We start from the raw sequence: 12,861 nt of genomic DNA, 5'->3' as shown, positions 1-12,861 counted from the left end.
CTCCCGCCCACTGGGGTGAGCGAGGAGGTCTCGCATGGCGAACGAGCACGCGCAGCCCGGTGATATCACCGGGGACTCGAGCACGCCCGAACCGGACGATCTCGAGGGACCCGGCACAGGAGATCTCGGATCGGGAGCCGACGGCGGCTCCTCCTCGCAGATCGCCGACACCGGCAAGCAGCTCGCCCAGAAGGGCGCCGAGATCGGCGTCAAGAAGGCCACCGGGTCCGACATGGCCGTCAGCGCAGTGCAAGGCGCGCAGAAGGCCCGCAACGGGGACATCGTCGGTGGAGCCCAGGACGTCGCAGCCTCCGGCGCCGGCGCCGCGACGTCCGCCGCACTGGCATCCACCGGCGTCGGGGCGCCCGTGGCAGGCCTGGCGGGCTCCGCGGTGACCAGCATCTTCAAGACGAAGGCCTTCCGGTGGGCGATCGGGGGGATCGCCTTCGCTCTGGCCCTCATCATCGCCCTCGAGACGTTCTACCTCGCGGCCGTCGCAAGCGCCGTGATCGCCGCCATTGCGCCGGCGAGCAGTCAGACCACCGCCTTCGCCTCCGAATGCCAGCCGGGGTCGACCTCGAGTGCGGTCGGTGACCCGGGAGCCGTCGTCGGCGACGACATCCGGGAGAAGGTCTGGAACTACCTGCGGGGTGCCGGGTACAGCGAAGAGCAGGCCGCCGGGGTGATGGGCAACATCGAGCGGGAGTCGAAGTTCAACCCGTTCGTCTCCCAGGGCGGAAGCGGCACACCCACTGTGAGCTCGGGCTGGGCGCTGGTGCAGTGGACCGCCGACCGGCACGCCGCCGTGCGCGACGCCGTCATCAAGGAGCTCGGGGCGAAGTACTACGTCGGGGCGCCGACGATCGACCAGCTTCCCGGGTCCCTGACGGACGAGGACGTCGACAAGATGGTCCTGTTCCAGATGCGCTACATCATCAGCGAGCTGGAGGGACCGGAGAAGGCCGCCGGGGACGCCCTGGCGAACTCCACGAGCGTCGAAGACGCCACGCGCGTGTTCGAATCCAAGTACGAGCGCGCCGGCGTGTCAGCGATCGACGAGCGTGTCGCCAACGCCCAGAAGATCTACGAGCAGTTCAAGGGGTCGAAGGTTCCCGACGCGGGAGGCACAGACCCCGGCGACGAGTCCGGGAATGCACCCGACCCCGGAGGTGACGCGGCCGCACCTGCGACCTCGTCGGAGGGCGACGAGGCGTCCTCATCCGGGGAGTCGACTCAGCTTTCCGCCGCCACCTCCACGACACCCGATCCGGGCCCCAGTGGCACGACAAGCACCGCGTCCTGCGCGAGCACGACGACCAGCGGCACCACGGAGGCCGGCTCCGTCAAGCCCTGCCCGGACGGCAAGGATGGCTGCGTGAACGTCGCCGAGCTCACGAAGTCCTCCAAGGACCTCAAGTGCCCCGAAGGCACCAGCGACGGCGGCGTGGTGACGGCCTATTTCGAGGGCACGGGCAAGGAGATCCGGCTGTGCAACCTCGACGGCGCGACGACCGCCAACGGCGGCCCCGTCCAGTTCAACGCCATGGTCGCCACCAACTTCGTCGCCTTCTACAACGAGGCGAAGAAGGCCGGTCTCGACCCCGGGTTCACGTCGACCTTCCGGTCGCACGAGAAGCAGCAGTCGCTGTACGCGAGCTCTCCGGGCGGGGCTGCACGGCCGGGCTACTCGAATCACGAGTTCGGGATGGCCGCCGACATCGATGGGTTCTCCGCCTCGTACTCGCGCAACAACTGCGGGCCGTCCAAGACGAAGGAGGGCGCCTGCTCGTACCCCGGTGAGGGTGCTGAACTGGAACGGTGGAAGGAGCTGCGGAAGATCGGGCTGAAGCATGGCCTGTACATTCACGACCAGGAGTTCTGGCATATCGAAGCGATCCCCTCCGGCAGCAACCGTGACCGCAACATCGACATCTACAAAGGATGAACCCCTATGACCCCCAGGATCCGACTGGTGATCATCATCGTGGCCCTCGCAGCCCTGCTGGGCGGCGCGCTCTGGTTCGCCCTCGCCCGCGGCGGCAACGGGCAGGACGACCCGAAGCCCACCGGGGTGGCCGTGCTGCCGTCAGACCAAGGGGGCGAGAATCCTTCCGATGGAGGGGCCTCGGACCAGGGCGGCGAGGATGAGCAGCCGAAGCCCACGGGGGACTTCACCGACCCGGAGCAGGTCGCGACCGCGTTCGCGGACTCCTACCCGGGAGACGTGAAGGCGATCTCGGATGCGACGTTCCAGGCGTCCCTGAAGGGCACCGACTCGTCGCTGGCGAAGGAGATCTCGAACCCTCGAGTCGAGCAGGACGACCACGGGTCCGACGACATCTACGAGACCTACGCGTACACGATCTACGGCACCTACAAGGGTGAGGAGATCCCCGCCTACTCCATCACCGTGGCCCGCCCGGTCGATGCCGAAGAGGGCGACGAGGAGAACGACACCGAGTACCGCGTCCAGTCCTTCGACTGGACCCCGCAGATGCTCGGCGATGAGGACTCCCCCGGGCCGGCGGCCGACGTCATCTCCCCGATCTCCAGTCAGCAGCGCATCGACCTCGCATCGAACGTCCGCAAGGGCGCGCTCGCCCAGACGCTGGTCTACAAGGACGGCGAGACCGCGAAGGAACGCAAGGACCGCCTTGCCGACTGGATCCTCACCCCCACGAAGGTAAAGCCGGAGGCCTCCCCCAGCGGCAGGTACGGCTACAAGCCGGAGATCCTCTCGCAGGTCTACACCACCGAGGACGGCGGCCCGATCACGATCGGCTACACCGGCCGGTGGATCGATCCCTACGACCAGGGGAACACGTCCCCGGCGGACTACACGGTCACGATCGTGCGGGACAAGAACGGGAAGTACCAGGTCAAGTCCATCGAGGAGACGAAGGTCCCCAAGAACGACGGGGGCGACGAGTGACCCCATCCCGCGTACGGGCGCCCTCGCGCCGCGAGCTCCTCGCCGGGGTGACGCTCACGGGAGCCGTCTGCGTGATGAGCGCCTGCCACGGCCCCGAGGAGGAGCCAGTGGCGTCGACGGCACCGACGGTCTCGACGAAGAACGTGGAGTCCCCTCGCGGGCTCGCCGACCACGGGACCCGCGCCCCGGAGGGCCCCGACGGTATCGCCGCGTTCGTGAGCGAGCAGCTGATCGTCCGCGACGGCACGGCACTGGAGGACGTCACCAATCGGCTGCGCGAGACGGGCGTGGTCACCAAGGATGCCGACATCGAGATCGATGCTCCCGGGCTGGACGAGATCATCGACGCGTCCTTCGATGAGGGGAAGCCCCTGGCTCTGCGTGAGGAGCCGACGGTCAGCAGGTACAGCGACCGCCCAGATGGGAAGGACGCCTGCGAACGCTCGGTCTCCCTCAGCCTGCAGGGCGTCTCGCCAGTGGCGAAGGATGATGAAGGGGCATCCCCGTACACGGCGGTTCTCTACCTCGTGCTGTCCGCGGCGAAGGACTCTTGGAGCGCATCGGGTGTTCGGGTGATGCTGTTCGCCCCGGACTGACCACGGCGGCGTGGACTCAGATCGCGGCGCCGAGTCGCCACTCGATGCGAGCAGTCTCCTCCGGCGGGAAGTAGCGGCGGCGTCGGCGCTGCAGGCGGATGATGTACATCCGCGTAGGTACGGACCCTGACTTGCGGTTGTTGTGGAAGGCGCAGAGGGCCTGCTGGTTGCTCATCGCCGTCCGTCCCCCGTGGGACCAGGGGAAGATGTGGTCGCCTTGGGTGGCGGTGTTGGTGCAGCGCGACCAGAACATGGACTTGTGCTCGCATCGCATCCCCGCCCGTGCGAACGCTTGAGCGCGCTCGGCCGAGGTGAATGTCCTGCGCGGGTCACGGGAGCTGCAGGCCCCTCCGGCAGGCGACCGCAGGACAAGGACGACGAGCAGGATCACCCCGGCGACGGCGAGCAGCCACGGATGGTCGTGGACCGTCTCCGCGGCGGTCACGACGGCCTGCAGTGCCTCGCTCACTTCTTCCCCTTCTCGTCCTTCTTGTCGTCCTTCTTCTTGTCCGCCTTGAGGGGGTCGGACTTCTTCTTCACCTCGTCGCCATCGTCGACCTTGTCCCCATCGGTGTCCTTGCTGAGCGGGTCGGTGCCGCGCTCTCGTTCGTCGCCGTCCTCGAGACCGTCCCCGTCGCTGTCCTTCTTCTGCGGGTCGGTGCCGTCATGGAGCTCGTCGGCGTCGTTCACTCCGTCACCGTCCGTGTCAGGCTTCCGCGGGTCGGTGCCCTCGGCCTTCTCGCGGAGGTCAGGAACCCCGTCGCCGTCGGTGTCCAACGGAGCCTGCTCTTCGCGGTCTGCGGGGACGGTAACCGGAACGGGCACCGGGACGAGTACGACGTCGTCGTCGGTGAAGGTCTCCCAGGGGCGAGTGAACGCGAGAACGGAGACGATGATCAGGGCGCCGAAGGCCGCGAGGATGGCGATGGCCACGCGCGAGGACAGGAACCACATGAGGGTGCCTGGCCACGTGCGCTGGATCCGGATCGGTCGCCGCTTCTGTAGGAACTGCACGAGTCTGCCTCTCTGGTGCCGGGAAAGCCGCCGATGCACCCGGGCGGATGCATCGGCGGCCTATGGGGAGGTCCGGCTCAGAAGTCGAAGTCGTCGTCGCCGTCGGACGAGGAATCGCTGGACTCCGCCTTCGAGGACGCCCCGGCCTTGGCCTTCGCCTTCGGCTTGGACTTGTTGCCGGAGGCCTTGTTGCCGTTGCCCTTGACCCGCGTGGCGGTGGTCGTGGCGTACCGGTTGGACGGGCCGGCCTCCTCGATGACCAGCTCGATACTGGTGCGCTCGTTGCCGTCCTTGTCGGTGAAGTTGTTCTGCTTGAACTTCCCGACGGCGAGGACGCGGTCACCCTTGCTGTGGGACTCCGAGAAGTTCTCGCCGGACTCGCGCCAGTACGAGTAGCGGATGAACAGCGGGTCCCCGTCCTTCCACTCGCCGGCGTCCTTGTCGTAGACGCGATCGTTGTGGGCGATGGTGCCGGAGGCGACCGCGACGCCCGACTGGGTGTACCGCAGTTCGGGGTCAGCCGTGAGCTGCCCGATGATGACGTGTGCGTTGCCGTCGATAGCCATGTGAACTCCTCTTTTCGTGGTCGTGACATCGCTCGTGCTCTGTCACATGGCGTCGGCCCGGGGGCCTCCACGGGAACTCCCCGTGTGCCCTTGTAGTGGGCGGGGGCTCCCTCCGGTGGGACGCTCACGCCTGAAGGAGGGTCAGGCGGTCCGCACGGCTGCGGGTTCGACCCCGTCGACGCTCGTCGCAGAGGGGTCGATGAAGCCGGAGTTCACGGCGTCGGTCATGGCGCGCAGGTGCGTGGACCAGTGCCTGGTGTCGATGACGACGCAGCGCAGCTTGTCGCTGGAGATCACCGCGGGAAGGCGACCGGCTGCTGCGAGATTCGAGAGGCGTCGCTGGGCCGACACGGGGACGAGCGCGGCACCGTGCAGGGTCTCGACACGCAGGAACGTGCCGACGTCGTTTCCGGTCATGGAGTTGCGGCGCGGGCGGGCGATGGTGAAGTCCTCGCCGGTCGCGAGCTGCAGGGCGTCGTGAAGTCGCGCCCACTGCTCGCTTTCGGACACGGTCTCCAGGTCGGCGTCCGTGCTCTCCGTGCTCGAGGGGCCTGCCGCGGTCGACGTGTTCCGCTGGCTCTTCGCGGCGGGATCGCGCACGGCGATCTGGGACGGTGCCGTGTCCGCGCTCTGCTCTCCTGTATCGGGGCTCGGGGAGGGTGCCGACATCGGCTCGAAGTCCTCCTCGTCCTCGCCGGCGCTCGGAACCGTCGGCGCCGCGTCCTCGCGCACGGGCTGGGTCGGCTCCTGGTCTGCGGAAGGCATCTGGCGGGGAAGGTCCGTGCCGTCGGCGAGCAGCTGGCCGACCGACAGCTCGGGGTCACCCTCAGCGTCGCGGTCGGGGTCCTCAACGTCCATGTACTCGACGTCGGACAGGATGATCGAACGCTCGGTGGACACCTGCGTCCTCGACTCCCCTGTCTCTTCGTCGATGACCTCGCGCTCGACCTCGCGGACGCGCACCTGCCCGCGGATCTCGACGAGATCGCCGACGGCGGGCATTCCGATCTCCTTGAGAGCGGCGTGGACATCGGAGAAGCCGACGGCCTGGATGGACGTGTGGGAGTTCTCGAGCTCCATCGTGACCATCCAGGAGCCCTTGCGTGTGCGGCGTTCAGTGAAGGCGGAGACCACCCCGACGGTGTGGATACGGGATCCGTCGGAGCTCGGCAGACGGTGCAGGCCCAGCGGCGGCTTGGGTGCGGCGTCGCTACCGGCCGGACGCTGGTACAGCGCGCCGATCTGGCGGGCGAGGGTCTTCGTGGGGTGGGTGCCCGTGATCGCGAGGATCACCTCGCGCTGGCGGGTCGCCTTCTCCAGCACCGAGTACTCCATCTGCGGGATCCGCACCTGCGGGTCCTTGCGGACCGCGCGCGCGGCGATCACGTGCCCGAGGCGGAACCCGTCTCCGAAGGAGTCGAAGGCGCCGGCGTGGGCGAGAGCCGACAGCTGGGCGCTGGTCAGGGACTTGGTGGCTTCCTTCCCGTCGGAGTCCGTGGAGGTGACCGAGACGCGGCTCGCGAGGTCTCCCATGGAGGTGAAGGGGCCGTTGCGAGTGCGCTCGTCGACGACCGAGGCGGCGATCGTGCCGACGCCCTTGATCTCACCGAGCCCGATCCACACCTTGCCGTCGCGCGCGACCGTCGACTCGTCGGAGGCGTTGATGTCGGGGGCCATCACCTCGACGCCCTCTGCACGCAGGGACCGGATGGTCCCCACGCGAAGGTGCGCCTTGTCCTTGCCCGAGCCGGTGAAGCGCAGGGCCGCGGCCCCGAACTCGGGAGGCCAGTTCGCCTTGAGGTAGGCGGTCTGGTAGGAGAGCACGCCGTAGGCGGTGGTGTGGGACTTGTTGAACGCGTAGGAGCCGGATCCCTCGAATGCGGTCCACAGTCGCTCGGCGGTCTCGGAGGAGAACGCGGGGACCGGCGTGGTCCCGTCTTCGCCGACGCCTGCGCGCTGGGCGCCGGCGATGAAGTCGGGCTTCAGGGAGTCGATCAGCTTCTGCTTCTTCTTGGAGATCGCGCGGCGCAGGTTGTTCGCGCGCACGGCGTCGAACTTCCCGACGATCTTGCCCAGGCGCATCATCTGCTCCTGGAAGAGGATGACGCCCTGCGATTCCCCGAGGACGGACCCGATGGTGCGCTGCTCGTCAGGGTCGGTGCTCAGCGCGCTGTAGGACACGGGCGCCTTGCCGCCGGCGCGCAGGGCCCACTCGGTGTGCATGCCGGCGCTCATCGGGCCGGGACGGTAGGCCGCGATGAGGGCGGAGAGGTCGTCCAGAGAGCGGGGGTGGGCTGTGGTGAGCAGCTCGCGCATCCCTTCGGACTCGAGCTGGAACACCCCGGTGGAGTCGCCGCGACCCAGGAGGTCCCAGGTGTTGTCGCCGCGGGGTCCTTCGGTGCGCAGCTGGTCGAGGTCGAACTCGATGTCGCCCTGCTCGGCGATGACGTTGCGCTGGGTGGCCTTGACGATGTCGAGGGTGCGCAGACCGAGGACGTCCATCTTCAGCAGGCCGAAGTCGGCGACGTCCGGGCCGTCCCACTCGGTGACCCAGTCGCCCTTGTCCAGGCGCATGGGAACCAGCGGGGTGAGGTTCTCGTCGGAGACGACGACGCCGCAGGCGTGCATGCCGGGGCTGACCACGACGCCCTCAAGGACCGCCGCGTACTCCACCATCGTGCGGATCTCGTCGTCGGCCGTGGCCAGGTAGCGGCGCAGGGTATCCCCCGATGCATGCCGTTCCAGCAGCGCTTCGGCGTCCTTCTCGCTCAGCGAGCTGGTGTCGGGCGGGTCGGTGTCCATGAGCATGCTCAGGTCCGCCCCATCCTGGGGAAGCTGCTTCTTGACTTCGGCGACCTGGTTCACGGAGATCTCGAGGTAGCGGCCGGCGCTGTCCAGGGCGCGCTTCATCTTGTTGGTGCCGTGCATGCCCAGGCGGCACACGTTGTCGTGGCCGTAGCGCACGGAGAGGTAGTGGATGACCTCGGATCGGCGTTCCTTCTCGAAGTCGACGTCGATGTCGGGCATCTCGAAGCGCTCGAGGTCGAGGAAGCGCTCGAAGAGCAGCCCGTTGGCGATGGGATCGACGCCGACGATCTTGAGGCTGTAGGAGACGGCGGATCCCGGGGCCGAGCCGCGGCCGGGTCCGACCGAGATGGGCTCCTTGGCCTGTCGATGGTCGGGGGTGGTGTCCGTGTCGTGGCGGCTGACCCAGTCCTCTGCTGTCCAGTCGGAGCGAGCCCAGGCGATGAGGTCTGCGACCAGCAGGAAGTAGTCCATGACGCCGAGGCGGCAGATCACGGACATCTCGAACTTGATGCGCGAGGACACCTCTGACGGGAGGTCCGCGCCCCAGCGTTCGAGTGCACCGGCGTGGACGCGGTGCATGAAGTAGGAGAACGTGACGGGGTCGGTGCCGTCGGCGGCAGAGGACGGCACCGTGTAGCGCTTGAAGGTGCCCTCCTCCAGACCGCTGGTGAACCATGCGGGGATCGGGAAGCGGGGCACGCGCAGCCGGGTCTCGGGGAAGATGTCGTCGTCGACGCGCGCGGCGATACGGACGGTCTCGTCGCAGCCGCGCTGCCAGGTCTCGTCATCGGGGCGCACCGCGCGCATCTGGGCCTCGGTGCGGAAGAAATGGCCGTGCCCGCTGAAGTGGTAGCGGTCCGGGGAGCTGATCGTCCGACCCTTCTGCCCGAGCGCGATGTGAGCCTCATGGACGACCTGGTCCTGTTCGTCGACGTAGTGGGAGTCGTTGGCGACGACGACGGGGAGGTCGTTGCGCTCGGCGAGGTCGTAGAGGCCTTGCAGAGCGCGTTCCTGGGCCTCCTGTCCGTGGTCGGCGAGCTCGACGTAGACGTTCTCGCGGCCGACGGCGGCGATCAGCTTGTCGAGGTTCTGCTGGGCGCGCTGGGCCTCGGCGGCATCGGCGTCGGGGTCCTCGCCGGTGATGCGGGACAGGGGGCCGGCGACTGGTCCGCCGATGCATCCGGTGAGGACGATGAGTCCTTCGGCGTGGTGTGCGAGGAGCTCGTAGTCGATCAGCGGGTACTTGCCGGTCTTGGACTCCTGGGAGGTGTTGGACATCTCGATGAGATTGCGCAGTCCGGTGCGGGTGGAGGCGAGCAGCGTGAGGTGCTCGTACTTCTTCGTCTTCGTGCTCGACCCCTTTCCGGGGGAGCTGGAGCCTCCCGCGTCGAGGTCGTCCGAGTCGGAGGCGACTTGGATCGTGCCGGGGTTCTCCCTGGTACCGGAGACGACGATGTAGGCCTCGATGCCAGGGATGGCCTTGACGTCGCCGGCATCGGCGCAGGCGGTGCGCAGTGCCCAGAGCGCGGCGAGCCGCCCGTGGTCGGTGATCGCCAGGGCGCCCTGGTGGTCTGCGGAGGCGGCCTGGACGAGTCGCTTCACCGAGGACAGTCCGTCGAAGTCGCTGTACTCCGAGTGGGTGTGGAGGTGGACGAAGCCGCCTGTGCTCACTTTGGCTCCTTCCGCGAGTCGTGCCATACGCAGGAGGCAGTGGGCGGGGGCGGGGTCTCGCGGGACGGTGGCCCGTTCGAGGGAGCTCTGCTGGCTTCTCCACCCGGCTCCTCCGCGTATTCACCCGGCGTGGGGGCGCGTTCTCGCAGATCAGGGGGCAATCTCCCCCATCTCCCACAACCCGACGCGTGAACCATAGCCCTATAGGGGAGACCGGAGAACACATCTCCCCTATACATACATACCTCTTTCTTCAAAGAGATAGAGAGAGTATGTAGGGGATGAGGGGGTTCCCCTCCCGACCTGCGTGTTCGTTGGGTGGAGCGCGGTCGGGACCGGTGGGGAATCACGACAACGCCAGTGCGCAACCGCGTGCCGACCAGCACGAACTCCCGCCGATCCCCCGGGTGGGGAACCAGCGTTCTCCAGGACCACCGGGCTCCTTCGCATATGGGGAGGGTGCACGGATGAACCACCCCTGGAGGACACATGCACACCCGACGAGTCCGATACCTGCTGCAGCCCGGCGAAAGCCTCACGCTCCCCGAGCGCATCGTCCCCCAAGTCCTGAGGGTCGGTCTCGCGCGCGACATTCTCGGGCTCGACGACGACCACCTCATCACCTCGCCCGCGGTCTCGTTCCCCCTGCCGAGGTACACCGACGGGGCGCCGCTGCGCGGCACACCCGGAGTGCGCCCCGATGCGCTGCGGTTCCCCTTCATGTGGCTTCCCGACACCCTGCGCGAGCGCTACGACATCACCACCGACGAGGGCATGATCCCCGAGAGCGACGACGCCTGGGCGCTGCGCATCGCCTTCGAGATGTGGGGCAACGGCCTCTACGACCTCGACAGCGGGGGTTGGTTGGACATCCTCGCCCTCTACGACCTCGACGCCGACGACCCCGCGACCCAGGACCGCATCAGCGCCTGGTGGGACGGAGCCGACGACGCCGACCTCGACGCGATCGACATCGCTCCGATCTTCGTGCCCGACGACAACGAGGACTCCGACTGGGCATCGATCGCCGCCCTCGCGCTCGTCGAGAGCTTCGACCACGCGTCCATGGCCCTGTCGGCGCTGGACACCGTCGCCCTGTGCGAGCTCATCTCCGAGGGCGACTTCGCCGCGCTGGGAACCTCCGATCCCGCCCGCGCCGTCAGCTCCCTCGTCCGCGTCGCCCGCTCCCGCTTCACCGCACTCCCGGAAATCTCCGCTCTGCTCAACCACCTGCAGACCCAGGCCGACCGTCCGGCCGCTGACGGGGCCACGCTCGTCGGCGAGATCGTCCCCCAGCTCAACGAGATCGCACAGGGGCTGTACCTGACGTACCAGCCCGTGCTCGCCGAGGTCGCCAAGAGCTTCTCCGACGAGAACCTCGCGGCCGCCGGCAACTGAAGGGAGCATCCATGGGCAGCAACACGCAGATCCAGCGCACCAGCCACAAGATCCCCGGCTTCGACCCCTACAACGACGCCCACGTGCTCGCCGTGGAGAAGAAGATCAGCGACGAGGCGGGAGTCGGGTTCAAGGTCTCCAGCTTCGACCCCGACACCGAGACGGTCACGTTCGAGCGCATCCGCACCGTCACCGAGGTCTCCTCGGAGCGAGGGTCGACCCGACTGATCGCCACGCTGCGCACGGACGCGAAGCCGTCCGACGGCGACCGCGAGGCCGCCCGCCTCGAGCACGCCAACCCCGGCTACACCATGACCCAGTACGAGCCGCACCTGATGAGAGGGGTCCTGGAACAGCTGAGCGAGGAAGTCGTGCGTTGCCGCAGCGCCGTCGCCAACGCCCTGTCCGTCAAGCCGTGGGACGTGCAGGTCTCCGAGCGCTCCGGCGGCGGCTTCGACCTGCGTCTGCCCAAGTCGTACATGCCCTCCAAGCACGATGAGAAGCTCACCGAGGTCGCCGAGAACGTCGTCGGCGCCCCCGGATGGTACGTCGACGTCTCCCCAAGGGCCCTGTCCGCGCAGATCATCCCCGGCCAGCCACCCACGTTCCCCGAAGCGATCCCCTACCCCTTCGACGAGAAGATCCCGGACCGCGCCACGGATCGCAGAGCGTGGGCCCAGCTGCCGATGGGCCAGATCCTCCCCGAGCGCGCGGACGCCGCCTCTCCGCGCTTCGCCCTCGACCTCGAGTCCGGACCGCACACCGCCATCAACGGTGTCTCCGGCGCCGGCAAGACCGTCACCATCAGCGCAGCGATCTTCGGGGCCCTCGCCCGCGGCATGCAGCTGGCCATCGTCGACCTGCCCTCGAAGAAGGTCGACTTCCTGTGGGCCAAGAAGTTCTGCGCCCCCGGCTTCTGGGGGTGCGACAGCCTCGAGGCGTCTGTGACCACCATGGGTCTCATCTACGACGAGGGGCAGCGGCGCGCCGAGATTCTCGAGCGCCACGGAGCCGTCAAGGCCTCCGAGCTCCCGCCGTCCGAGCAGTTCCCGCCGATCTTCGTCGTGGTCGACGAGCTCACGGGTCTGCTCCTGCCCGAGGAGGTCCCCAAGATCTCCAAGGAGGACCCGATCCGGATCGAGGCTGAGCAGATCAACTCCGACAAGGCGAGGCTGAAGAGGTTCATCAAGAAGACCGCCGCCGAGCTGCGCTTCGTGGACACCAAGCTGCTGCTCTCCACGCAGGTCGCCTCGCAGAACACGGGCATCACGCCGGACCTCCGCACGAACCTGCAGAACAAGGTCCTGCTGGGAGCGAAGCCGACCGACGGCAACCGCAGGCTGGCGCTGAATGACCCCAGCATGGTCCCGCGGATCCCGGAGAACGTCGCCAACGACAAGGTCGCCCGCCTCGGTGTCGGGGTCTTCGAGACGGAGGCCGAGCCAGGGGTGTTCAAGAGCTTCTACGCGGACTTCCGCGAGTACGAGCGGCGACTCACTGCGATGGGCGTCCCCACGTGCGATTCTCCGGCGCCGTCGAAGGCGCAGATCTCCCAGTACACCGGCGGGGAGACCTTCGAGGACGCCGGGCAGCAGCTTCCCGATGACGACCCGTGGAACGGGCGCCGGGTGCCGAAGGCCGCGTCGGACCGGGTGTACAGCGAGGACGGCACGGAGCTGCGAGGAGCCGCCGCTGCGGCACGCGCCGGCCGACAGTCCAGCGCCTGACCACACGGCGCCTGCGACCCCGCCCACTGTCACCAGTGCAGGGGTGTAGGGCAGTCCTGCTGAGCGGGGAGCGTACGGGGCGCTCCCCGCTCTTCATGTCCGCCGCGGGATCTCCCGCCCACTGCAGTCAGTGCATGCCCTACATCCCA

9 protein-coding genes are annotated in these 12,861 nt (G+C 68.1%); 5 read left to right on the top strand and 4 right to left on the bottom strand.

All coding sequences use genetic code 11. From position 1 onward, the window contains the following. Positions 1-34 precede the first annotated feature (34 nt). Genes M4486_RS04305 through M4486_RS04295 form a run of 3 tightly spaced genes read left to right on the top strand, consistent with a single transcriptional unit; the run spans position 35 to position 3,528 of the window. A complete protein-coding gene (locus M4486_RS04305; protein ID WP_249479925.1) occupies positions 35-1,945 on the top strand; it encodes a phage tail tip lysozyme in 1,911 nt (636 codons plus the stop codon). Between the two features lie 6 nt (positions 1,946-1,951). After that, on the top strand, positions 1,952-2,932 hold the full coding sequence (locus M4486_RS04300) for a hypothetical protein (protein ID WP_249479922.1): 981 nt from the start codon (positions 1,952-1,954) through the stop codon (positions 2,930-2,932). After that, positions 2,929-3,528 carry a hypothetical protein gene (locus M4486_RS04295; RefSeq protein WP_249479919.1) on the top strand — a complete coding sequence of 200 codons (600 nt, stop codon included), beginning with the start codon at positions 2,929-2,931 and terminating at the stop codon, positions 3,526-3,528. The genes M4486_RS04300 and M4486_RS04295 overlap by 4 nt, the downstream gene beginning before the upstream one ends. Before the next feature lie 16 nt (positions 3,529-3,544). Here M4486_RS04295 and M4486_RS04290 read toward each other — a convergent pair whose 3' ends face one another. The 4 genes from M4486_RS04290 to dnaE all read right to left on the bottom strand — a co-directional run bounded on the left by M4486_RS04290 (position 3,545) and on the right by dnaE (position 9,587). After that, a complete protein-coding gene (locus M4486_RS04290; protein ID WP_249479917.1) occupies positions 3,545-3,997 on the bottom strand; it encodes an HNH endonuclease in 453 nt (150 codons plus the stop codon). Continuing rightward, positions 3,994-4,542 (bottom strand): MSCRAMM family adhesin SdrC, encoded by a 549-nt coding sequence (locus tag M4486_RS04285; protein WP_249479915.1) that lies wholly within the window; start codon positions 4,540-4,542, stop codon positions 3,994-3,996. Before M4486_RS04285 ends, M4486_RS04290 begins: the two co-directional genes overlap by 4 nt. A 77-nt stretch (positions 4,543-4,619) precedes the next feature. Continuing rightward, positions 4,620-5,108: a single-stranded DNA-binding protein gene (gene ssb / locus M4486_RS04280; protein ID WP_249479913.1), complete on the bottom strand. Its 489-nt coding sequence runs from the start codon at positions 5,106-5,108 to the stop codon at positions 4,620-4,622. A gap of 141 nt (positions 5,109-5,249) precedes the next feature. Beyond that, positions 5,250-9,587 carry a DNA polymerase III subunit alpha gene (gene dnaE, locus M4486_RS04275; protein WP_249479911.1) on the bottom strand — a complete coding sequence of 1,446 codons (4,338 nt, stop codon included), beginning with the start codon at positions 9,585-9,587 and terminating at the stop codon, positions 5,250-5,252. Positions 9,588-10,076: 489 nt separating this feature from the next. On the opposite strand from dnaE, the gene M4486_RS04270 reads away from it, so the two are divergent. Next, positions 10,077-10,985: a hypothetical protein gene (locus M4486_RS04270; RefSeq protein ID WP_249479909.1), complete on the top strand. Its 909-nt coding sequence runs from the start codon at positions 10,077-10,079 to the stop codon at positions 10,983-10,985. Positions 10,986-10,996: 11 nt separating this feature from the next. Further along, a complete protein-coding gene (locus M4486_RS04265; RefSeq protein WP_249479907.1) occupies positions 10,997-12,712 on the top strand; it encodes a cell division protein FtsK in 1,716 nt (571 codons plus the stop codon). Positions 12,713-12,861 lie beyond the last annotated feature (149 nt).

The organism is Brachybacterium kimchii (genome assembly GCF_023373525.1).
GTDB lineage: Bacteria > Actinomycetota > Actinomycetes > Actinomycetales > Dermabacteraceae > Brachybacterium > Brachybacterium kimchii.
This window is presented reverse-complemented; position numbering and strand designations above follow the sequence as displayed.